At 36.9% G+C, this 24,010-nt stretch carries 20 protein-coding genes; 5 read left to right on the forward strand and 15 right to left on the reverse strand.

What is annotated here, in order from left to right:
* Positions 1 to 18 precede the first annotated feature (18 nt).
* Complete coding sequence (locus tag BIZ38_RS18445) at positions 19 to 2,151, forward strand: peptidase domain-containing ABC transporter (RefSeq protein ID WP_187490970.1); 2,133 nt, start codon at positions 19 to 21, stop codon at positions 2,149 to 2,151.
* Between the two features lie 929 nt (positions 2,152 to 3,080).
* On the opposite strand, the gene BIZ38_RS18450 is transcribed toward BIZ38_RS18445, so the two are convergent.
* From BIZ38_RS18450 to BIZ38_RS18465, 4 genes are all read right to left on the reverse strand, one after another.
* Entirely contained in the window at positions 3,081 to 3,605 is a 525-nt protein-coding gene (locus BIZ38_RS18450) for a hypothetical protein (protein WP_187490971.1), read from the reverse strand.
* Positions 3,606 to 3,662: 57 nt separating this feature from the next.
* Positions 3,663 to 3,842 (reverse strand): hypothetical protein, encoded by a 180-nt coding sequence (locus tag BIZ38_RS18455; protein ID WP_187490972.1) that lies wholly within the window; start codon positions 3,840 to 3,842, stop codon positions 3,663 to 3,665.
* Between the two features lie 17 nt (positions 3,843 to 3,859).
* On the reverse strand, positions 3,860 to 4,960 hold the full coding sequence (locus tag BIZ38_RS18460; protein WP_187490973.1) for a hypothetical protein: 1,101 nt from the start codon (positions 4,958 to 4,960) through the stop codon (positions 3,860 to 3,862).
* Positions 4,961 to 5,998: 1,038 nt separating this feature from the next.
* A complete protein-coding gene (locus tag BIZ38_RS18465; RefSeq protein WP_187490974.1) occupies positions 5,999 to 7,315 on the reverse strand; it encodes an STAS-like domain-containing protein in 1,317 nt (438 codons plus the stop codon).
* Positions 7,316 to 7,785: 470 nt separating this feature from the next.
* On the opposite strand from BIZ38_RS18465, the gene BIZ38_RS18470 reads away from it, so the two are divergent.
* Positions 7,786 to 8,502 carry a hypothetical protein gene (locus BIZ38_RS18470; protein WP_187490975.1) on the forward strand — a complete coding sequence of 239 codons (717 nt, stop codon included), beginning with the start codon at positions 7,786 to 7,788 and terminating at the stop codon, positions 8,500 to 8,502.
* Between the two features lie 10 nt (positions 8,503 to 8,512).
* A complete protein-coding gene (locus BIZ38_RS18475) occupies positions 8,513 to 8,710 on the forward strand; it encodes a hypothetical protein (protein ID WP_187490976.1) in 198 nt (65 codons plus the stop codon).
* Between the two features lie 367 nt (positions 8,711 to 9,077).
* Here BIZ38_RS18475 and BIZ38_RS18480 read toward each other — a convergent pair whose 3' ends face one another.
* From BIZ38_RS18480 to BIZ38_RS18490, 3 genes are all read right to left on the reverse strand, one after another.
* Positions 9,078 to 9,905, reverse strand: coding sequence for a metal-binding protein (locus tag BIZ38_RS18480; protein WP_187490977.1), 828 nt, complete (start codon positions 9,903 to 9,905; stop codon positions 9,078 to 9,080).
* Between the two features lie 222 nt (positions 9,906 to 10,127).
* Complete coding sequence (locus BIZ38_RS18485; RefSeq protein WP_187490978.1) at positions 10,128 to 10,787, reverse strand: hypothetical protein; 660 nt, start codon at positions 10,785 to 10,787, stop codon at positions 10,128 to 10,130.
* Positions 10,788 to 10,910: 123 nt separating this feature from the next.
* Positions 10,911 to 12,602, reverse strand: a complete 1,692-nt coding sequence (locus tag BIZ38_RS18490; protein ID WP_187490979.1) for a phosphoadenosine phosphosulfate reductase family protein — start codon at positions 12,600 to 12,602, stop codon at positions 10,911 to 10,913.
* Positions 12,603 to 13,070: 468 nt separating this feature from the next.
* On the opposite strand from BIZ38_RS18490, the gene BIZ38_RS18495 reads away from it, so the two are divergent.
* A complete protein-coding gene (locus BIZ38_RS18495) occupies positions 13,071 to 13,682 on the forward strand; it encodes a hypothetical protein (RefSeq protein ID WP_187490980.1) in 612 nt (203 codons plus the stop codon).
* A gap of 136 nt (positions 13,683 to 13,818) precedes the next feature.
* Here BIZ38_RS18495 and BIZ38_RS18500 read toward each other — a convergent pair whose 3' ends face one another.
* The 7 genes from BIZ38_RS18500 to BIZ38_RS18530 all read right to left on the reverse strand — a co-directional run bounded on the left by BIZ38_RS18500 (position 13,819) and on the right by BIZ38_RS18530 (position 20,942).
* Positions 13,819 to 14,244, reverse strand: a complete 426-nt coding sequence (locus BIZ38_RS18500) for a hypothetical protein (protein ID WP_187490981.1) — start codon at positions 14,242 to 14,244, stop codon at positions 13,819 to 13,821.
* 3 nt (positions 14,245 to 14,247) lie between these two features.
* Positions 14,248 to 15,636 (reverse strand): TraB/VirB10 family protein, encoded by a 1,389-nt coding sequence (locus BIZ38_RS18505; protein WP_138534003.1) that lies wholly within the window; start codon positions 15,634 to 15,636, stop codon positions 14,248 to 14,250.
* 11 nt (positions 15,637 to 15,647) lie between these two features.
* On the reverse strand, positions 15,648 to 16,781 hold the full coding sequence (locus BIZ38_RS18510; RefSeq protein ID WP_187490982.1) for a type-F conjugative transfer system secretin TraK: 1,134 nt from the start codon (positions 16,779 to 16,781) through the stop codon (positions 15,648 to 15,650).
* Positions 16,782 to 17,492: a TraE/TraK family type IV conjugative transfer system protein gene (locus BIZ38_RS18515; RefSeq protein WP_118845377.1), complete on the reverse strand. Its 711-nt coding sequence runs from the start codon at positions 17,490 to 17,492 to the stop codon at positions 16,782 to 16,784.
* 9 nt (positions 17,493 to 17,501) lie between these two features.
* A complete protein-coding gene (locus BIZ38_RS18520; RefSeq protein WP_036973922.1) occupies positions 17,502 to 17,798 on the reverse strand; it encodes a type IV conjugative transfer system protein TraL in 297 nt (98 codons plus the stop codon).
* 3 nt (positions 17,799 to 17,801) lie between these two features.
* On the reverse strand, positions 17,802 to 18,167 hold the full coding sequence (locus BIZ38_RS18525; protein WP_036973921.1) for a hypothetical protein: 366 nt from the start codon (positions 18,165 to 18,167) through the stop codon (positions 17,802 to 17,804).
* Between the two features lie 252 nt (positions 18,168 to 18,419).
* Positions 18,420 to 20,942 (reverse strand): putative bifunctional diguanylate cyclase/phosphodiesterase, encoded by a 2,523-nt coding sequence (locus BIZ38_RS18530; protein ID WP_262387627.1) that lies wholly within the window; start codon positions 20,940 to 20,942, stop codon positions 18,420 to 18,422.
* 306 nt (positions 20,943 to 21,248) lie between these two features.
* On the opposite strand from BIZ38_RS18530, the gene BIZ38_RS18535 reads away from it, so the two are divergent.
* Positions 21,249 to 23,696, forward strand: a complete 2,448-nt coding sequence (locus tag BIZ38_RS18535; protein WP_222938079.1) for a PAS domain-containing hybrid sensor histidine kinase/response regulator — start codon at positions 21,249 to 21,251, stop codon at positions 23,694 to 23,696.
* A 233-nt stretch (positions 23,697 to 23,929) separates the two neighbouring features.
* On the opposite strand, the gene BIZ38_RS22040 is transcribed toward BIZ38_RS18535, so the two are convergent.
* Positions 23,930 to 24,010, reverse strand: an 81-nt coding sequence (locus BIZ38_RS22040; protein WP_187490986.1) for a transposase, incomplete at its 5' end; no start/stop codon positions are given.

The following is a 24,010-nucleotide window of genomic DNA, read 5'->3' on the forward strand; positions in this document are numbered from 1 at the left end:
ATAATAAGGCAGTTTTAAATGCATGCAAAAGATGAAAATGTAGTGAACAAGCTACAATTTTGGTCAAGGAAATCATTGCCCATTATTTTACAGTCTGAAGCGGCAGAATGCGGTTTGGCAAGTCTAGCTATGGTGGCTTGTTTCCATGGTTACCAAACCGATTTAGTGTCACTTAGAAGAAGGTTTAGCATATCTTTTGAGGGAGCAACACTACTCGACATTATAGGTTTCGCTGAGCACTTAAAGTTAAGTACTAGGCCATTACGTATTGACCTGGAAGATCTTGACGCGTTACAAACTCCGAGTATCCTGCATTGGGACTTAAACCATTTTGTAGTGCTTAAAGAGGCCAATGAAAAGCGAATCGTCATTCATGACCCAGCAAAGGGTGAACAAACACTTACACTTGAAGAAGCATCAAAACATTTTACAGGAGTTGCATTAGAGCTCAATCCAACTAAAGACTTTGAAAAACGTGAAAGTAAACCGAAACTTAGGTTTTCTGATTTCTGGAGCCGAATTTCGGGCCTTAAAAGTTCTTTAATATTGATTTTCATATTATCGATTCTCCTACAAGTTTTTACTCTTGCAGCGCCTTACTATATTCAGTTGGTGATAGACGATGTGGTCCTCACTGGCGATACCTCATTGTTAACAGTACTAGCAATAGGCTTCTTTTTGGTATTAGTGTTTGAAATAGCAACTAATGCGCTTAGAGGCTTTACCTTATTGCATTTTGGTAATCAGATGAATATCCAACTTGGTGCCAATTTATTTCACCATTTGGTGCGTTTGCCTTTATCGTACTTTGAAAAACGTCATATGGGTGATGTCGTCTCACGATTTGGTTCTTTAAAGCAAGTTAAACAGTTATTGACGACGGGTGTAATTGAAGCAATTATTGACGGTCTAATGGCGATAATTACTTTGGCAATGATCTTCTTTTATAGTCCATCCTTATCAGCTGTTGTGCTAGTGGCAGTATTTGCTTATGCTGCGGTACGTGTTGCTATGTACAAGCCTTATCGTTCGATCAGTGAGCAAGAAATAATGGCTCTGGCTGAAGAAAACTCAAACTTCATGGAGACAGTCCGCGGTATTCAAACCATCAAGTTGTTTGGTTCTGAGGCGAAACGTGAAGGTCAATGGCAAAATCGTTATGCTAATGCTATCAATCAAAATATTCGTATTGGTAACTTCAATATAGGCTACGAAGCAGTAAACAGAGCTCTTTTTGGAATTGAAAATATCGTGGTAGTGTATATGGCTGCGCTATTAGTAATTCAAGGAGGATTTAGTACAGGAATGTTATTTGCTTTTATGTCTTATAAGCGTCAGTTTATGGAGAAAACAGCCAATCTAATTGAGAAGTTTATCGAGTTTAAAATGCTTGGTTTACACTTCGACCGTATTGCCGATATTGCATTAACAGAAAAAGAAGAACTTCAACCAATCTATCTCAGCCCCCATACAATCAATGGTGAAATTGAAGTTAAAAATGTCTGTTTTTCATATTCTCATGCAACCCCAAATATATTAGAACATTTAAACTTAAAGATTAATTCAGGGGAATCAGTTGCAATCACCGGTCCTTCAGGATGTGGTAAATCAACTTTGTTAAAAATATTATTGGGTCTGAATTTACCTCAGTCAGGTGAAGTGTTGATAGATGGAGTTTCCCTTGAGAAAGTAGGGGCGAGGCAATATCGTCAACAAATAGCAGCAGTGATGCAAGATGATGAGTTACTTTCAGGTTCAGTTTCGGACAATATCTCTTTCTTTGATAGCCCTGTTGATATGGCACGTGTTGTGTATTGTGCCCAATTAGCTTCTATACATGATGATATAGCAAATATGCCAATGGGTTATGAAAGTTTAATTGGAGACATGGGGTCAAGTCTTTCTGGTGGGCAAAAACAACGTATCATACTCGCGCGCGCTTTGTATAAGCAACCAAAGATTTTATTTATGGATGAAGCCACTAGCCATTTAGATACAAATCTGGAAACTAGTATAAACGAGGCTATATCAAGGCTGAACATCACACGTGTAATCATTGCGCATCGCAAAGAGACAATTGCATCTGCTGACAGAGAAATAAGATTAGATAAGAAAATGAATACCTTAGAAGATATTATAGCTGAAGCATAGTAAGCAGCTCTAGCTAGAAGCCGAAAGGTGGTCGAATTCAGGTATCCGTAAAGCAAAGTCCATGTTATCAGGCCCAAATATGACTAAATTCGAGGTAGCTAAGAATTTTAGGGTTAGCCCACGTTGAATAAGTGGCCAATCAGAAGCTGAGAAATATAAAGGTTTTTATCTTTGAACTTGAGTCTCACTGTGTGGATATCCATATAATAATTAGGCTGTGCTATTACTCTACAGACCACCACTAATGCCAATTCAAGCTCAGTCTTATACATGGGCAATTGATTTGTCAAAAAATGGAATATTAAAATATTAAGCAAAATATCGCTGTGATTTGCAAAGCCGCCTTAATTCATAGGTAATAGCACCATTAGATATAATATTTAAGGATAGTTATGATGAAAAAGATACTTTTACTTAGTTTGACAACTGGAGTAATTGGTTGTGCGTCAACTCCATCAGAAACAATAAAATGTAAGAGGCATGGGTAGAACATACATATACTCCACCAGTGCGGCACAATATGAATGAGAGGGAAGGCCCCATACCTTTCCGTTCTTGTAGCCTTATGAAAAATATCGTAAGTAATAAAGTGAGTACGGAAACATTTGATTTTGGAGTTCAGAAGATAACTCGATATGACAAATTAGTTACAATTTGTATTCGACATTGCAAAAAGCCAAACCATGAGATCAGAAAGTGGTTTTATCAGAAGGGGAATTGTCAATGATCTTCCACTACTTGAGTAAGGTACAATAGAGGTTCCTTTTAGCGGTGTAATTTCTGAGGGGGAGGCCTATCCAAGTTGAAGGCCCATATAATTCGCGCTATGCGCTGGCCTTTGAAAGAATAAAGTTGTCTCTATAAAGTAAATTTGAAGTGTTTAGGCTTGGCTTCATATATAGTTCAGAAATGAAAACAAGCCATTGGTTTTAATTACCAGTATAAGCTTTTTTGTAAGAGCACTTTATACAATCAATTAGCCTGTCTAAAACTACTAAATTCATTTTGTTCGGTGGAAAATCAGCAGAGGATGACAGTTTATTTCTATTCTGTACTAGTCTCTGATTATCTTCCTCTAGGAAGGCGAGAGTACCTTCTACGTATTCAGCCCATAAAAATGGTGAGTTATCCTGTCTACTATACTCTTTTTCGAGAATTTTATTTCCAATAGCTACAGCAAGTTTGTAGTTGCCGCTCATTGCATTCATTTGTAACTGGTGCCATAAAAGAGAAGAAACGTTACCGTTTTCTTTTATGTATTCATCTATTAGTTGGGCTGATTGACTATAGCAATGTTTTTCTTCTAGAATTCGCCAGCCGCTACCAGTTGTTTGGTCAAATGCTTCTATATTAAGTTTTAGAGAATCTTTCTTTATGTTTTCGTAGATGTTCTTGCAATCATCAGCGAATGAGTTACCTGATAATAGCAAAAAAATTATGGCTATGTATTTCATAATAGTACTTAAATAAAAATGTAGGGTAAAACCCTACATTGCTGAAATGAATTATGCTTATGCTTGTCTGTCACAGTCTGCCGAGAGGTCTCCGGCTTTACCTGAGTCGGTGTAGCCCTTGGCTGCTAGTGTTGATGCAGCGCCACCATGAACCTTTTCTAGCTCTTCACCTTTTAGTTCATTAGCAATCAGTCTACCCAGCATACGCTCATTAGTATTATTTTTTTTCAATTTCATCTGTTATTTCTCCGTAATTAAAGTCCAACCTCTACATGCTGCTTTTTATCAGAGTCTAGCAGTTTCTCGAAAACAGGATTATTAAAAATCTCATTAGCGGATACTTTTGACTCATCAATAGACAGGGTCCCTTTTGAGGCTGTTGTGACTAAATAGTTAATAAAAGGACCTAAAACCCGGACTTCCGGATTTTCCAATTCCATCCATATAAACTGACCAGATTCATTTACTTCTAAAAATACATACTCTCCATTTTTGCTCCGGATCATATCAATTGAGCCTGTTTTTAAATCAAGGGATTCCATGAGTTCGGTCAGAGAAAATTCTATCTCTTCAGGAAGTTGATAAGGGGTAATCTTAAATTTAGAGCTAGGCAGTGCCCGCCAATCATGTTGACCAGAATGATGTTCTGAAGTGCCTATTTTGCATGCTATAAATCTACCATCAATATATAAGATTCTTAATTCATATTCTTTTTCTATATAAGTTTGATATATCCCGCTTGATACACTCAGCATTTTGTCATCAGGAAGTATTGATAGATTCACTGGGGCTGCATGCTGTCTATAAAAACCTCCCTCTTCCTTCCAGTCATACATACCACTAAAAGATTTATATATTACTTTCTCGCCGCGAGCTTTGATAAAATCTCTAATTTTCTCTGGTGAGTTACTTGAAATGGTGTCTGGTACTTTTAGACCTTTGGCCTTAGCCTTAATAAGCTGTGAGAACTTACAGTCAGCTCTTTGTGCTGAGATGAAGTGGTTGACCCAATGTGTTGATGGTGGCAATAATTCCCAAAAACTTTTCGAGAAATGAATGTTTTCTCTGGTTAATTGTTCAAAGTCTGGATGTTCATCAGATAAATCAATTACAGGGTTGCCAACCCTCCTATACCAAATTAAATCAATATCGTTCGAATTAAATTGACAGTTGTCTTGTTCTACTTCAAATGAACCACTGTTGCTTGTTAAGCAAAATGTTTGTTCTTGTATTGATGGGAAGTCAGTACCAAACCATCTGATGGCATTTACTCTTGGTTCAAGCTCTTTTAGCACAAAGCTCACTGCCATAGCGTGAACGTCATAAAGTCGTGTAGGTATAAGAATGTTATACATTTAACATCCTCCTTGATTAAATGTATCTAATAGGGAGACAGGTTAATCTTCAAAAGCCTGAAAATCAACATTTTTTTAAACTTATTTTCATTTTGTGAACACCCCTGGTTGTTATTTGGTCTTTTAGTCTTGTGTGAAATTGCAATATTTAGAGAGTTTATAATGAAGTTTTTCATACTGCGATATGCTTAATTTTTATCTTCTTTGGTTTCGCTAATTGATATTTATCTCTCAAAGAGGCTGTATTTACTTTTAAAAGTAAATGTTACAATATAACAATAAGAGGTCGTGAAATATGGGGAATATACAAAGTAACTGCTGAGCTACAGTTCAATCTAGTTCGTTCTCAACTGCCCACATTAGAAAGCGTCAAAGTTTACATCTAAATACTTTACTTTTTAACATTTCAGGGGCGTCAATAATAAATCTGCTCGCATTCATCCTTACTAGGTCAACTGGCCTCGGTGGGTTTTTGTGTGTGCAAAAAATAATAAAGAGGAAAACAATAATGTTAAAAATCACAACGCTCAATTCTGGGACAGTTTATTCGTGGCTATATTCTGGCCCTTATTAACACCATACTTGCATCCGTATCTAGCTACCTTACCTGAAGTACTAAGGGCTATATTAGTCGTTAGCTTTAATATTTGTATTGGATACCTTTCCTTTTGGATAGAAGTGCTATAATTCTTCCGCCAATTAATCATCTAACACTCTAACCAATTTAAATTCTGAAGCGATTTCTTAAGCCAAGCCCAATTAAGAATATAAAAACAAATGAAGCGCTGGCATGAGCATAGCTCCAGAGGTAATAATTCGTAGGTATATCAGTTTTAAATAACTGTCCCACCCCAAATTGTCTAGCATCTTTGGAAACGGAAACAAAAGGTGTCATTGTGGCTATTGAAGTTGTAGCCGCGAGTGAAAATGCTTCGATCATCTCTAGTTCAGATTTTCCAACTAGAGATGAACTAAACAGCATAAATTGAAATGTACTCTATGTAGTTCAATGGTAATGGTTTTAACTGTACTTATTATTCATTCTGTATTTTCATCCAAAATAAAATCGACAGTCTCTCTAATATCTGCTGTTGCATTAACTATTTTGAATACTTTATACGCTCGCATGCCAACCGATTTGATTGGTGATGCTAATAAAGCACTCAAGAAGCTGTGTGGAGAACTTTCTATTCCTTTAAAATCTAAAAGAATTTTCTTACCGCTGTCTAAAGCAGGAAATATTTTAGTTTCTTTAAAGCTTATGGCTGCTTCTTTATCTTCGGCAAAGAAACCAAAGTAATTAGATATATTTACATAAAGCTGCTCATTTTGCTCATTGGTATCAGCCTTATTTTGCTCTTGTAAGGCTTCTTCACGAAAACCACGAAGCATTTCCTCCAATGAATGTTCAGCCGTCCCACTTTCAACTTTTATGGTTACAAGGACAAATGTACCAGGCCAAAATGCATTTAATTTTTTGGAAGTAATGTCTCGGGGGGAAATGTGAACTACGGCATCACCAGATATGATATGCATTTCAGCATTTAAACGGCGAATGATATTTGTAGACAAAAACAATCCTATCCCAGCATTGTTTTTGTCTCGGTAAGGGTCGTTAGTGCCAAATGTACCTGATACCTTTGGTTTCATGGCTTTTAAAATTGCCTCAGCATGATTCTCTTGTCCTGGGTAAGCTTGTTCCAAATGAGCTTTGATACCAACACCGTTATCAGCAATGATAAATGAAACCTCGCTTTTATTCTTGTACCAAGAAAATTGACATAACGAAGGTAAGGTACAGGTTTTTTTTCCATACTGATAATGAGCTTGTCCATGTTCACGAGTGTTATATAAAAGCTCACTTAAAACATATCTTAATGTTTTGGTAAACTCGACATTGAAGTCATCAGTATATGACTCAGCTGATTCTATGATTTTTTTAAAATCAGTATTATTTCTGAGTGCAAATAAGGGTTTATAATTACTGCCTTTAAAGTTTAAATGCTCATGCATCATTACTGTAAATGTTCCACGCCCTCCAAGGCTTCGAAACATTTCACTCGCACCTTGTGTTGCTTCCGATTCTTTAAAAGTAACTGTGCACCGTTGTGATTTAAGTTTCCATGCATAAAGTACTATTAGAGATAGCGCTTGATAGTTAGCACCGTAGCAGTGTGTCATATCAATTAAAACGCGTTTGTCTTTGATCGTCCAGTCAAAAAAGTTTATAAATCGTTCAAAGTTATAAACGCCTTGATGTTTAAAACTAAAGCCATCTTGTAATTCTATTACTACTGCATGGTTACTACTTTTTAACTGTTTGCTAAGATTTGCTAGGGTATTGTTACAATCCATTGTATGACCTTTAAATTAAGTGACTTTTTATTATAGAAGGACTGTAAATAAAGTAAATCGAAAGCTAATGTGAAATAGCTCATATCTGATCTTACAGTTTCGATGGATAAGTTTGGACTTAATCTGACAGGCAGACATGAGCGATTTTGAGATGTTCACCATGTTTATTCTTTAAAACATGCCTTCATAAAGCCGACTCTGCGCTTAGTGATAACTTGAAAGTAAAAATCTTTTTTAAACTCTTCTTAATCTCTCTGGGCAGATTTACTTTTCTGCCTATTTTTGTACGGCTTGAATTAACAGATATTTATGCTAGCTTTGAATTGACTGTCTAGTCCGACATTACTGAGCTGCTTATATAATAAGCGTTAGTTGTAGAAACGGACAACGGATTTAACGCATTGTGATAAGAGCTTAGTTAAGACTGGGCTGTTCATTGCATTAGAGCATTTCACTTAAGGAGAAGTTAAATGAAGAAGTTAGTCATGTTACTTGGCATTATAACTTTATCAGGCTGTTCAGTATTATCCCCTCAAAAACCACAACATATATCTTCAGATGCAATTGGTGAAAAAGGAGATTTGTACTCTATACCAGCAAATCTTCGAACCATCGATATCCGAAAAAAAGATGCTGATTATATAGTGTGTTCTGAGCCTGTACCTGATGTTGCAATGTCTAACGCATTAAAATTGGCTTTGGATGCATCAAACACACAATCAGTGGATACATCGACAACTATTGGTGACGATAGCACTTCGGGAAGCGTGTCTAATTCATTAGGCTTAAAAGGCAACTCAGATGCTTCAACAACTGCTCTTGAGTTGGCAGGGCGAACACAAATTGTGTTATTGGCTAGAGAGTTTATATCAAGTAATTGTAAAGCTAGAGCGAATGGCTGGATCGACGATGCAGCATTTAAAAGTGGTCAAGATAAGATCATCGACCAGATTACGGCGATGATCACTACAGACAAAACTAAGGCAGAAGCTGAAAAAGCGAAAGCTGAAGCTGTTAAGGCAGCAGTCAAATTGGATAAAAAAGCTCTTGCCAATGTTGCTGATGCTTTCCAACAAGCTAAAGCAGATTCATGCCTAAGTACCTATGACTCTTGCATGACGTCAGCGGCAGGAGACACGAAGAAAGTGAAAGTATGTAAAGCCTCACTTGGAAGGTGTAATAATTAAGGAGAGTAAGATGAGCACATTCAGAAATGCAGTAAATAGCCTAGATGACAAGTCCGCATACGTAATGGTAGCAGACACCCTAGTTCTAGCGACAAACCTTAATATAGTTGATGATATGGTAGAAGTTACGCTTGCCACTCCCATTAGTGACGGAATTGGCAGGATATTTGTACATATAGATAACCTAGTTCTTGCAAGTAACAGCTAACAAGAAAAGGCAGCGTACACATAAATGCTTCGCTACTTTAGGCGTGAAACTTCCGCTGTTGGCACAAAACAGCTCTTCACAGTCAGATTTGATTAGACTCTAAAAATCAAATCTGACAGATAAAGTTAAGACTTATTCAGCTAATGAAATAATCTTTATTTCTACCGTAAGCAGCCAACAAATAAGATTGTGGATTGCCCATCTCCACATATTTAGCTTCGTCAGAGAGTTTATATCAGACCGGCTAACTTTACCTGCGCGTATGCTAATACATTCCGCTTTAAAGTTATCTAAATGAAATTTATTTTGTAATTCAATCCGCTCTAGAACTCATAATAATGCTAAATTAGTCATATATTATCACCTATTATTGTCCAATCGGGTAACTAACAATCGTTTGAAACTCTGTATAAGCCATCATCTGATTACCTTTCAATCCATGAAATGGGAATTCTGCATACTCAAAACCTCGTGATGATAAATCTAAAACCAGTGCTTTATCGGTCAGTGAAAGTTTGTTTGAATGCGAGGGATAAATACCTTCATTTTTCTTTGTAACCATAAATGCAATGGGGAAAAAGCTTAATAAACTTACAGGGGCAATATGCCCATTATTGTAAAAGGATACACATTTAGCACTCAGGTGTTTATTGAAGGGGTAAAACCAATAATATATGTCATGACTATTTTGTAATGCTTTATCATTCCCTAGGACAAAACTCTTTAATGGGTCAAGGTACTCTGAATTGCCTTGAACTATTTTGCACTCTTCAACCGATGTTGCCGATAAAATATGACCGACCATTGCTCTTGCAAATTTAACAGCATCAACTTTGGAAAATATTAATGTGCTCACATTATTTGCGTAAAAAAAGTAATCTTTGATTTGTGTAGTTAAAAATTTACAAACATTCGCAACCTCACCATCACACCAACCTATGTGTCGATTATTACATTCATGGCAGATTGTTTTAAATTTACTACCGTTAGGAGAAGGGACACCTTTTATCCGAGAAGCATCCGCCCCTGTAAGTTCAGAAATATGGCGCTGTTCAACCTTTGTAATTGTAATTGCCCCTTTAGGGGGCACGTGGTCAACCGATAATTTCCTGTACTCGCCACAGATTAAGCAATAACCCGCATTGATTTTAGTGTGCTCAAACCGTTTCGAAATACTTTGACTATATTTTCCCATGCTATCCTTACGAATATTTTCACTATTTATGATTCATCCAAAAGTCATATAACACCTGATTATCATGATATTCCTACATACCAAATTAAATGAACTCTAAAATTGTAGTGTAAAATTAATTGGTGATGCTGGACTCGTTTAAGACAGCTATGACGTTCGATAATTATTTAAATACCACCTGAAACTTAGATTGTAACTGTGCACTGTTTTCTTCCCCAATAATTAGACATCTCGAAGGAACTTTATTGTTACTATCCCCTCGGTAGCTGAAATAGAGTTTATTGTGTGATGACTTTTTTTTGATAATTTATGAGTCTTTAAAATAGAAAGTGCTATCATCAATTTTTTAAACGGTCCTAACTTTTCTTCATTTCCCAAATCCATTGTCCATTGATTCTTATAACAAATTTCATTTAGTCGTTTTATTAAACGAAAATGGTGGCGATGACTTCTGGCTAAAAGATTACTTTTTAAAATTAGCACTTCAACCCCATTATTTCGTAGTTGATAGGCTACTTTTTCACAAGCCTCTTCTCGAAGTTTTGAGCCAATATGTAAGCTTGCTACATGAGTACTATAAAACGAAACTTTAATATCGTTAATTTTGAAACCAATCTGTTCGGGTGTCCAAAGAAGACGGTAAACCCAAACCGCACAAGCACCAACTACTAAACTCTTACCAATCAATAGACCTTTAGCTGTAAAACAGAAGCATACAGCTAAAATCAAAATTAACAATATACCTAATTTACCAATAGTTGAAAAAAGAAAGCGCTGTATCTCTATGACCCGATCACGGTATTTCAAATCTGCCAGCGTAAACAAAGTGATAAAAAGCCAATATACAATTGCGTAAAATGAAATCAAATCAGAGTTAATCATATGAATAGAGTCTAAGTGAAAAGAATTATGTTGATACTAACACTATTTACTTTATTCAATTTGGCTGAAAAAATAAATATGGAAGTAGTAGAGTCTCTATCAAGGCGCTATTAAGTTTATTGATTAGAATAGCTCAGATTGAAATGATTCCTCTATTTCATGTTTAATTGGGGTATCCGAAGAATTAAGCAACAAATAGCTTTCTATGTCTCCCCCTCTGGCTTTAATAGCATTAATTGCTTGAGCGCGTTTAACTCTCTCATTTAATCTATTTAAATTGCTGCTTTGAACAGTGACTATGCCGCGCTGCATTAAGTCTTTAATTATGGCTGTAGGGCATACACTATCATCTTTTGTTAGCCCTTCACTCTCGTAATGAGTGTAAATACATTCAATGTATTCCCAGCCCATTCCTTCAACTACTTGAGTTTTATCAGAAGTAAAATATGGCATTGTATGAATGACACCTTCATCAGAGTAGATCGCGTGAGGTTGGTACTTCGATTTCTCTTCGCTGGTCATCTCTAAACCTTTAGGGTTTTCAGATTCAAGTAATTTGCTGATGCTGACATATCTAGCGGTAAGATTCTTTTTTGCTGGCGTCATTTCAATACATGGTATTGGGTAGCGTTCGCCATTTGTGTGCACATCATGCCAAATCTTAATAGCTGATCCGAATGAACCTTCCCCACCTTCGATTGCCCAGTTCCACTGTATGGCTATAAGTGTTGAATAGTCGACTAACTGGAATTTAGGGTTGTCAGTACGTTCTTGTTCAATTGCATCCAGTGTGAGCGCCATACGTAATAGCGATTGACGGAACTCAATAGAGTAATCGTTGTACTTTAATTTTACGTTACCATCCTTATCAATCTGTTTACCTACAGAGTTACGGGATAAGTTGAAGTCATTTAAGCTGTGGAGCATAAAATTTCTTAGCTCTGCTACGCCTCTCATGTATCCATATTTTTCTTCATTGGTTTCAATCTGGTTAATAAGGCTGTTATCTTTGGGGACTATTGCGCAGAGAGTGCAGCCAAAACGGGCGCTACAAGGTTTAGATTGCCCAGCTGAAGAACCCGCAAGCAAATCACAAACACCATAATTGCCAGCTGCATAATGTTTTCTTAAGTCGGTGACAACATCTTCACCAAAAGACTCAATTTCGCCGTCTTCAATAAATGATATTAGAGACCAGACATCGCTGAGAGACCAATCTTTGATGGGAGCTAGCTTATATCCTATACATGTTTTTGTTACGACATCGATACTCTCACCACGCTTTTTAATGTTTATAGCCCTAATTGAACTTTCTGAATCACGTACACCTGATATTGACAATACTTTTGATGTGCCAAGAGAATTTTCAAGTCTACGTAAGTGGTCTTCAAGCACTTTTATTTTCCAAACAGAAGTGCATTGCCTACCGTTGTTTTGGTTTTGAGCTGTTCTAAGTAATAGCCCTCGACCTAGGTATTGAACCATGGGTCTTGTCATTAGGTGGGGTTTAAGAACTTCTGTTTGAATTGGCAACTGATGAGAGTTGGCGTAATCGTCAATGGATTGGTGAACGTCAAGCATGAAATCCATAATCTCAAAGTTATCGATACTAGTATCGATAGTGTAAATCGACATAGGTGACACCTTATAGCCTTCATCAATAGCCTGTTTTAATGCTTCAATTGCACAGTGTGTTGTTACAAATGAGTCTTTGCCAGACAAACCGATTGCTACAGACCAGCCCTCAATAATTTTTTGTTTGATACTAGTAATTGCGCTTTTTACTTTCGGGTGTAATTTTGTATGAGAATCCATCGAAATAAATCCAGAAATTAATAACTTAACAACTAGGTTAAGCGTTATTTATAATCGGGCATTTTTGAGAGAAATAATCACTTTTTATAGTGCTGGTGGAGTAGGGTGAATTTATAAAAATTACAATGTTTATTTGACTATTGTATGGCAATGATTTTAGAGAGCTAAATAGCATTTTCCACAGAATTTGTGCATAAGTGAAATTCATAATTACTTATGCACAATCGAAGTAGGCCATCACGCTGTGTTTTTGCATTGCTCTCGCGGTCAATGAATACTTAAGGTGAATTCAAAACATTAGGCTGCTTGGGTTGATTTTTATATTCTATAAAACTCAATCGATATCAAGAACTGAGTGTTGTTCAAAAAAACAGCCTGCAAGAGAGGCTGTTTATAGTTGGCAGTTGATATTCACTAGCAATGCTGTAAAACCTTAAATACAAAAAGATTTTTAAGAACCACGTGAGTATGTTTAAGATTTTATTTTCAACACTTGTATCAATAATATATTTTTTATTGATTTATTTTCTTTCTTTTCTGAATACTTCATTTCAAGTGATAGAATGGCTTTCCTTTGGAGCTGTTTCTGTGGCATTCCTATATTGTCTTTATAGAGCTATAGATTGTGGTAGCGACAGGGATAATATAGAACTAAAAGAGCACTTGAAGTTAAACAGTAAAGTCATTGTGTCTCACAAGGGCTCTACAAAAAGCATTGATGCCATCATAAATAATAAAATACTGTTTCCACATGATGTAAAAAAAGATGGTCCAATTCAATATCTGCTACCAAAAAAATTTCTTCGAAAAATTGATCATGATAAAGATGCAATTTGGGTTTTCTTAGATACCCCTAAAGATACTTTTGATTTTTTGCAAGGCGTTTTAAATCCTTTTAAGTGGAATAAAGCCATCACATTTGAAGTCCCAGCAAAGATGATCGAAATTCCAAAGGGGGTCACAAAAAAAGCCTTTGGGAAACATCAGCTTGTTATAACAAGACCCGTAACTTTGTCTGGAGATGAAAAGGTTTATATAAAGAAAAACTTTAAATGGGTTGAATATCCAACCAGCAAATAATGAGAAAATCTTAACGTTATGATTCTTGGGTTAGTTTTTATATTAAATAAAACTCAATCGATATCAAGAACTGAGCAGAGCTAAAAAAAACCGCCTTCACTTCAAAAGGCGGTTTTTAGTTGGGATCTAAAGTGTTTTAATTCTTAGCGCTTTCAACTGCTTTATTGAACTCATTTAGTAGTGAATCATAATCAATTTCAGTTTTAATATTGTACTTCTCGCTTAGCTGATTAAGTTCGCCCATAGTAAGCGTTGCAGATGATGAGAAATTAGGCTTTGCAACTACATAGCTTTCATCAATTAGCATCACCCCTTTGAGCTGGTGGAGTTTAATATAGCGCTCGATATAAGATGCCAGCTCTGCAGGTGTTGCTCCTTCCGATGTAATGCGCTTTGAAATTTCTTCTGGATTAAACGTTTGAACTTTCGCATAACCTGCAATTAAATCAGTTACTTCAATCATCGATTTTTCGCTTACTGCTTTTGTGTAAGATACACCAGCAAAAAATGCTAAGGCTGACATTACTAGGCTTATAAGAATCATTCTTATATAGTCATTCATTGTTTAATCACCTAATTTGAGTTTAGTGCCAGATAGCACAGCGAATGTAATTGAACGTCCCGGTGATATCTCAATTACTGGGTGAATCTGTTCTGCTAAAGCGATGTAGTATTCAGCTAGTCTATCCATAGCATCAGCTGAGCCTTGGAACACACCAGCGGAAGCAACGGAGCCTAAGTCTACTGATTCCCATACCGCTCTATCACCACCTGACGTATTGATTGATGTAGTTCGTTGAGGTGCAACAGCTTCAGAAATGCCACTCATAAATCCAGCTGCCATAGAGCCTGCTAAGAGGTTACCATTTTTGCTTACAAGCCTGCCTGCTATACCAAGTTTGCCATCAAAGTCAGAAACTGCATTCGCTTGAATCGCGCTTTCAACACTCTTACCGTCATTACGCACACATGTAATTGATTGTGCGCGGATATGCGCTCTTTCGCTTGATAAATCCCCGATTGCTTGGCCAATAACGTGACACTCGCGAATATCTAAAGTGAAATGGTTAGGCAAGATAGCTTCTTTTTTAACTCGGATAACAACCGGCATAGGAGAAGATTTGGCTGCAAGCTGTGTTGGAGCATCCAAACCAGTAAGTAAAACACCAGAGAAGAATGAGCCTGCAGGCAAATAAACAACGCCTTCGTCAGAATCAATTAGTCCACCTTCATTTGGATCGCTTTTCTTTTGGACCTCTTTTTCAGGTTTTAGACTTTGTTGTGTGATCAACAAATCTTTTTGCTGTTTTTCTTCAACAACACCCGAACTCTTAATGCTTCGAACGCTGCGTTGGGTGATAGTTCTAATAACACGGCCTTCGATTTGTGGTTTTGCAGTAACAAGCTGAGTAGGGGTTCTGTCAAAGACCCTCTCATCATACTGTTGTGGTGCATCAGCTATAGCTTGTTGCCCTTGCTCTGCACCAGAGTATGAAGTGTTATAATTTGAGCGTGAGCCACCATTTGATTGTCTATTATGTTGGGTATTTGCATATGCTCTATCGCGCACTTCCAGTTGGCGCTCGTAATCTTTCAATTTTAGCGTCAGGTCATCGATGCTTTGCTGCTGTTGCTGAACCATCTCAAGTACACGCTCTTTTTCTGTATATACCTCACGCTCTTTTCTGCGAATTGAGTCTACAGACTTGTCATAGATTTCGTCGAATTCGTTTTTATCGATGTTAGCAATGCTTTCTGAATCAAATAGCCCGCGTACTTTACCCTTTCCGTCAAGGCGGTCTTCAGCTTGTCTTGCTGCAATTCTGTCCTGCAGACTGGTTTTATTATCACTCGAAGACATCGACTTATAACCAAAGAACGCAATAGGAATAATCACCAGTATTGCTGCAAACTTTCTAACTTTGGGATTTTCCCATTGTTTTTTAATGCTCATTTCCACCAGCCTTAGTTGATTACACGAGGACGTTTAGAGTTAGTGTTAACAATGCTTTGGCGCAATTTGTCTCGCAGGATATAAACTTCTGTTGCTTCGCCAGGTTGAAGTAGTGATTTGTTGTAAATAGCAACGGCCATAACATCACGTGACTCGCACATTTGTTCACGAATTGTATAGGGGCGTGTAGTTGTATTTTGGACTCTGACTACATCAACAACTTCTCTTGGACCGACAATTCGCTGTAGTACTTGCTGACTAATGGTTAAGCCGCAAGGTTGATGCATCGCTTTTGATACATCATGAGAAAGTGAGAAACCTTGTGGTATTTCACCTTTACCAACAGGTTTTAGAATTTGCTTAATACGCGCTACTCGATCTGTTTCAACATTTGCGACGTGGCCTTCAGTTAAAGACGCTTCAGCTAATGCTTCTTGCTCTTTTATTTCCGCTCTGTGATTTGCGCCTTTGTATTGCATCGTTTTTGAAAGATTCACATCGACATTTACAACAACCGGCATCGCTTCCATTGGTACCAATGTAAGATTAATCATTGACTCTGGAACACCTTCTTCAAACAACATTAAAGCAACAGGCTTAAGTGAGTTTAAAGTGATGTATAAACGGCCATCTTCTAATTCAATGACTGATTCTTCGTCGTGGGTTCTAGCAGCAACCATCTTAAAATTAGTTATGATTGGATTCGTCAAGCCGACAGCTACAGGTACAGCGATATTAGCGCCCGGTTCAAGATTGCTAAGGTTTTGGGTTGGCTTATATTTTGATTTAACGATATCTAGGAATGAGTACCCATTACCTGAGCGAATTGACTGTGCAGTTTGTGGCTGCTGGTATTGGTTAAAGTCAGCTTCATTCATCATTCCGTTTGGTTTTACGTTATCGGCAATTTGATTGATTTCATCTTGAGGGGAGACTGTTTTCATTACAGGCTCGCTTCGACTATCTAATTTAATGCCGTTTTTTGCCGCTTCGAATATAGCTTGCTTTGTAACCGGAATAGGTTGTTCATTTACTACCTCTGTTGGTAGCTTGAATGTATCGCTTGGATTTTCAGTTGCATCATTAGCGAAGGTGAATGTACTAGACGCACAACCAATGGCTAAAAGTATTGATTTCATTTTCATCTAGTTGCTCTCCTGTTGTTCTTTCACTTTCAGATCTTTTGCAGCTTCTAGCACCCCTATCTCCAGTTCACTGTCATAGTAAGGTTGCGACTCTAACGTTCCCGGTTCAGCATCGCCACGCGCTTCCATCGCTTGTTTTCGCTTTCTTGGGGTGCCCGGATATTGATCTAAGTGGGTGATTTTAGGTCTTCCATTTCTTGCGGTGATCTTAAATTCGTAGCTCCACTTCGTATCTGCTTTGGGTTCTCCACCAATGAAAGTGATTTTTTGGCCCCAAATGGTGATTAAATCAGTTTCAGGCTCATGAATTAGGTCGTCAGCAATAAAAACTTGTCGTATATCACGCATTTTTATCATTTCAGCTTGCTTATCTAGCATTGGCTCGATTTCAACTTGTAGTTGTGGAGATAACATTTTCATCATTATCTTTTTTACAAAATCGATGTTTTGCGAGTTAATGTTGCCTATTAGAGTAGAAACGCTGTAGGCCCATGCTTGTTGGTAATTCTGGTTAGCTTTATCGCCTTGAATTGTAAGCTCACCAAAGTAATTCTGTTCTGGGATAACAACAACTTCACTGTCTTTGAAAAACAGTGTTAATGCGCTTAGAGCAACTGTAATGGATAAAAATAGGTTAGCTACTCGGCTTATGTTGTTAGATGCAACCATCGATTTGAAGCTTCGAACTGAAGCGGATTTATCATCAAGCATTTTCTTGCCTTAGCGGTGGTATGTACGTTTAACTGGATCTGCAATTGATTTGCTTTGATTGGTTAAGATGAACCCATAAGACCAAAGCTTGTGTTTAACATAGGCTTTAGGGAATCGGCCTTTAACCTTTTGAGAGATATAAATGTATGCCATGGCTAGGCATACAAGGATAAAGGTCTGTTTGGTCACCATGCCAATCGCTACTGCGGCCATCAACGGTATTACTTGTTCTTTAGTAAATACAAACAAGATTAATAGCGGTTGGTTGATGTGGGTCTTGCAGCGGTAGCGATTGGGCGTTTCCATGGTTTAAAGCACTCCAACTGAAGCCGTTAGGAAGTACTCAACAGCATCTTGTGCATTTGCAAATAGCAGTGCTATAAGGAATGCGCCCACACAAGTAGCATAGTTCTGCTTCATAATGCCTTGGAAAGCAGCAAAGCCAAATGTGAAAATTGAAATGATGATGCCAGGTGCGCCGGTTAACCAGCCAACTACTTCATTGTAAACTCCGTATAGGAAGTCACCAGAAGTTGGGGCCGCAGCCATTACGCCTTGTGAAATTAATAGAGCTAAAAAGAATACCATCAGTGCGATGGTCGCTTTTTTAGCTGTAGACATTTTTTTAGTGATTGTTGGTGCTTCAACAATGCTTGATTGGTTGGTTAGTTCCATTTTTAAACCTCTTAAGAGTTAATGTTCAACGTTAAAGTCGAATTAATCTTAAACTCTTAAAAACAGCATAAAGCCGGATTTTTATTTAAATTTGAATAAAAATAGTGGAAATTGATATTTAATTGGCGTGTTTTATTTTTACGTTAGTTGGTCTCACTTCATGAAAGAATGAGAGAAAGCTTAATTTTAAAATTAAGCTATGTGACTAAGATTACGTGAAATTTGTAATTGTTGAAATAAATGGCTTGTTGCCTATAGTTTTTTTACTTTATGGTTGTGGATGTATTCGATTAATTCTTCCAAAGGTAAGGGCTTTGAATAAAAATATCCTTGGATCCTAATCTCTTTATACTTTCTTAAATAACTAATCAACTCTCTACCTTCGACACCTTCCACTACGACAGCTTTATCTAAATCGATACAGGCATTGATTATTGTATCTAATAGGCGTTGCTCTTTTGAAGGTATCTCTGCGCCAAAGGTGAATTCTCGATCAATTTTAATGATGTTTGATGGCTGGTTCGCAAGAGATGATAAGCTAGAGTAACCAGTCCCAAAGTCATCAATAGCAATGTTAATTCCCTTGTTCATAGCAGCCTGAAGAGTTTGACTTACAAGTGATTTATCCTGAAGAGATGATTCAGTGACCTCTACTGTAAAGTTATTAAATTGAGCAGCGCTATTTGCTATTTGATCAATTAAGTTGTTCAGAAAATCAGGCTTAATAATTTGTTTAGCTGAAAAGTTTACAGCAACTTTGATTCTTTGAAGTGCAGGTGAGCGATTAATATCACTAATTACACGCTGTAAAACTAAATCTCCTATCTGGACTATTTGCTCGGTTGTTTCTGCGATAGGTATGAATTTTGCAGGTGAAATCCATTTATCATTGTGCTCCCAGCGAATTAAGGCTTCAACACCAACAACGCTTTCGTCCTCAAGCTTGTGGATTGGTTGATAAAAAACAGAGAACTGATTGTCTTTAATAGCCCCAAACAAAGCATTCCTTATGTCAACAGCCTCCTTGTATTCATCTTCCATTGCTGCTTTGAATAAAACGGGTTGATTTCCACCCCTTTGAATAGCTTGAGCCAAAGCTATATTAGCTTGATGGAGGTTATGTTTTATGTCTATATCAGTTGGAGTGGTATAACTAACGCAGCCTGCACTAGCTGTAAGATTAATTTTTAAATTATTGACTTCATATGTTCTAGATATTTCATTCAGTAATTGTGTTAAACATTCACTGTTCTTGTCACTCGGTTTTTCAAATAAGTAAATAACAAATGAATCCCCAAAGCCTTTAGATAAAACAAAGTTACCTCGCATGGTTGCTTTGACCCTACAGGCAACTACTCTTAAAATTTCATCGCAAACTTCATGTCCTAAGGAGCTGATAATTGATTCAAATAAATCTATTTTCAAAATAAATACTGAAAATTGCTCAATGCCTTTAAATGCTCGTAATTCATCGCGAAGAGAGTTCAATCTTAATAAGCCAGTGACTTCATCAAATTTAGCTCTTAAAGCGGATTCTCTTGATGCGTCAGCTATTAAAATAACTACAAATAGAAATAAAAACGTAAGCCATAGTGTCAGTTGAGTAATAACAGTATTGAAATGGATTGTTTGATAATTACTGATAAAGCTAAATACCCGGTGTGTGATAAGTTCCTTAATAGTAATCTTATCGGTAATGAAGTGATTATACTTCGCTTTGATATCCAGAAGTTTTTCTTTTGTGCTATTTTCAATGTCGATAGAGAAAAATAACTCTGGAGTTAATTCAATAAAAGTGTCGTATTTACTTAGGTAGTCTAGGTAACTCTTTTCAAATAGTAGATTCATGTCAACTAACATAATGATGTGCCTGACTTTATCCCCATCAAGGTTAGTTATGGCATGAAACATTAGAACTGGCGTTGTTGTTTTAAGAGTTAGAGAGTTGGCCGCAAAATTTATATCTTTTGATTTTTCTGACAACCAATTTTTTATTGTTAGCTTTTCAAGTTTACCCGTGTAGTAAAAATTTTCTGCAAATTCATTTCCGTAAACTAGTTTGAGATTATCATCTAAGACCAAGATCCCTTTTACCATTTCGTAGTCTGTAGTGTAATGGTGTGTGTCCGTTTTAATTAATTTGTTGAACTCAGTTGGATTTAAGTTTTCGGCTCTTGCTATTATTCTGCTTAAAGATTTTTGTTGATCTGTAAGTGTCTTATTTAACATTATTTCTATTAGCTTAACTTTCTCTCTTGCATTCGTTTCTTCTGTTTTAATGAGAGAAAAAGAGCTTTGATACCAAACAACTAACCCTAAAGTAAGTATGAAGAGAGATAGAGTTTGAATGCTTCTAAGTTCATTACTCCTTACGTTAGAAAACTTTAGCTTGATAAACACCCCAGAAGTAATAGCAAACATAAAGACTGGCGCTAGAGATAAAGTGAATGGACTTTTATCGATTGGGCCTAAGGGGATTGCTATATCCATATGCAGCCAAAAAGCAAGCTGAAGAAATGTAAAAACTAGGAAAAAAATTAGAGTTAGTGGTAATAAGGCTTTTAGGGCTTTTTCACTAAGCTTCGCATTTTTTAAGAGATGGAGCATTAAATAACATGTAGCAGATATAAGAGCTGTCATTGGCGTTGTAACATACATCAGCTCATTATTGCTTAAAATAGATTCCGTCAATCCTAGTACAGGCAGAATTAAGAAGAAATTCATAATGGCACTGTAAAACATGCTTGCTGCTGCCTGGGATATTTTCAATCTCATATTTTCAATAACTCATTTTGGTACTTAAGGGTTGTTTTTTATTTTAGTTTCACCCTAAATGATTATAGAGCGCATCGTTGTTGAAGTTAACCTTTTTGTTTTATTTATAGCGCCTTACTTTTAAAAAAAATCAGGAAATACTTAAATATATTTTTTACAAGCCAAGCGTTTTGAGTGTTGCATAATTTTTGCCTAGCATCATACCTGTCTTTGCAGTCGTTCGACTTAATATAGCATGTAGTTACAACTTAACTCTTATGCTTTATACATTTACATCGTACGGCTATACTGTTTTTGAACTTATCAATGAGTACAACAGGAATCAAAGTGGCTTCAAATAGATCTGATTTAGAGGCGGAAAATAAAACGCTAAAAAATATGCTCGATCAAATTACCAGTGAGCGTGATAAATATAAGAAGTTATTTGAAGTCTCGGGTGATGCGTTATCTATAATAGATTTGAAGACAGGTAAGTTTATAGAGTGTAATCAAGCGGCTATCGATATGCACGGTGTTGAAAGCTGCCACAATTTTATAAACTTAAGCCCATCAGAGTTATCACCTAAGTTTCAACCCTGCGGTAACTGTTCAGATGAGCTGGCTAACAAGTATATTATGAAGACAATGTCAGATGGACCACAACTATTCCAATGGACCCATGCTAGACTCGATGGCTCTACTTTCCCATGCTTAGTTTCATTAACTGCATTGTCAGTTAGGGATAAACAATTAATTCTAGCAATTGGTCGAGATATCTCTGAGCTGGTAAATACCCAAAATGAGTTACACGAAGCGTCAATCAAGAAAAGCGAGTTTGAGCTAGCTTATCTAGAAGAAAAGCAAAAGTTTGAGAAGTTCGTTAATCTTGCACCTATAGGTATTGCTATAAACTCAATTGAAGACGGTAGTTTTGAATTTGCAAACAAATCATTCAGTGATATCACAGGCTACAGTATCAATGAACTGAATCAAATGGATTATTGGCAACTCACTCCTAAAGAGTATGAAGAGCAAGAGTTTTTGCAATTAGAGTTGTTAAATGAGACTGGTCGTTATGGGCCTTATCTTAAAGAGTACATACATAAATCAGGCGTAACTTATCCTGTATTGTTATCAGGCATAAAAATTAGTGATAGCAACGGTGAAACCTCTATTTGGTCAATTGTGCAAGATATGTCGGCACAAAAAGAAACTGAAGCACAGATACAACTTTCTAAAGAAAAAGCTGAGAGCTTGGCATTGAGGCTTCAACTTGCTAATGACTCCGCAGGGATTGGGGTTTGGGAATGGGATTTAATTTCAGGAGAGTTAGACTGGGATAAGTGGATGTATAGGCTTTATGGAACAACAGAAGCCAGTGTAAAAGAAATAGGTACTAAAGAAACTTGGATAAACAGTGTTCACCCCGACGACATCGAGTGCATTAAGTCAAAGTTAGAGGCTGTGATTGAGGGCGTTGAGGTGTATGAACCAGAATTTAGAGTGGTTCATCCAAATGGTGATATTAGGAATTTAAAAGCTTGTGCAGAAGTGCTAAGAGATAGTTCCGGTAATGCAATAAAAGTCGTTGGTGTTAATTATGATGTCACTGATAAAACCCTTGCCATGCAGATTTTATCAAGCGCTAAGGAGGCAGCTGAAAGTGCCGCAAGAGCTAAAAGCGATTTTTTAGCTAATATGAGTCATGAAATACGAACTCCAATGAATGCAATACTAGGTGGATTACAGCTACTTAAGGATGCTGAGTTACCATCTGATTTAAAGCTAGTGCTCAACAATGCTACTTTTTCAGCCCAGTCTTTATTAACTATAATCAATGACATTTTAGATTATTCAAAGATTGAATCTAATAATGTGGTTCTTGAGCAGGAGCAATTTTCATTATCAGAAGTTTTAGATTCCGTAAAGTATGATATGGATACACTTGTGATTAGTAAGGGGATTGAATTTTTAATCGAAAAGGATGATAGCTTCATTGATTATTGGATGGGTGACTTGGTTAGGGTAAAACAAGTTCTCTTAAACCTTGTCTCCAATGCCGTTAAATTTACTAATGCAGGAGGCGTAAAAATAAGCGTTAGTAGTTATAGGGAAGGTCAACAGTCCGCACTTCTTGTTAAAGTGGTAGATAGCGGTATTGGTATGAATCAAGAAGCTGTTTCCAAAATATTTGAGAGATTTACTCAGGCGGATACTTCTACAACAAGGAAATATGGTGGTACAGGTCTTGGTATGTCTATCGCTTTAAGTCTAATAAAGATGATGGATGGTAATATTGAAATTAATAGCTCGGAGGGAGCTGGAACGAAGGTTGAAGTTAAACTGCCATTAAAGCCTGTTGATATGGTAAAGGTACCGAAAACACAAAAGTCACTATCAGCACCCAATTTAGCCGATAAGAAAATTTTAATAGCAGAGGATAACCCTATTAATAAAATATTGATAGAGTCGATGCTGAAATCAACAAAGGCTCAATTAACAATAGTAGAAAATGGCCAATTGGCAGTGAATGCTGTCGAAAAAGGTACTTATGACTTAATTTTGATGGATATCCATATGCCTGTCATGGATGGTTCAGAAGCTCAGAGGCTTATTAGCGAGCTAAAACCTAGCCTACCTGTAATAGCGCTAACCGCAAATGTTATGAAACAAGATGTAGATGGCTATTTAGCTCAAGGCTTCATTTCCCACATCGCCAAGCCTATCGACATTAATGATTTGTATGGTTCGTTGAAGAATATTCTTGATAGTTGACTACTTCCTAGTTAGGAATTGGGAAAGTCTCTCGCATATCGCAAAAATAAAACAACTTATCTCAATTAGAAGTGGATGGTATTTAGTTTTCCAAAATATGGAAATATAGTACCCATAATCTATCAGCTGGAAGCCCAAAAAATTATGCAAGGGGAATTTACTCTAGATTTATCTAAACTCACCGAGAAAACCCCGTGATCAGAACAAAGTGATGCCGCGGGGATGAATAGGTGTCACCCCTGCTCTTGGATATATTTTCGTATAGTCTCTGCGCTTGCATTCCCTACAGAACACACAAAGTACCCATCAGACCA

Origin of the sequence: Pseudoalteromonas sp. BZK2, from assembly GCF_014349195.1 — a bacterium.
Lineage (GTDB): Bacteria > Pseudomonadota > Gammaproteobacteria > Enterobacterales > Alteromonadaceae > Pseudoalteromonas > Pseudoalteromonas simplex.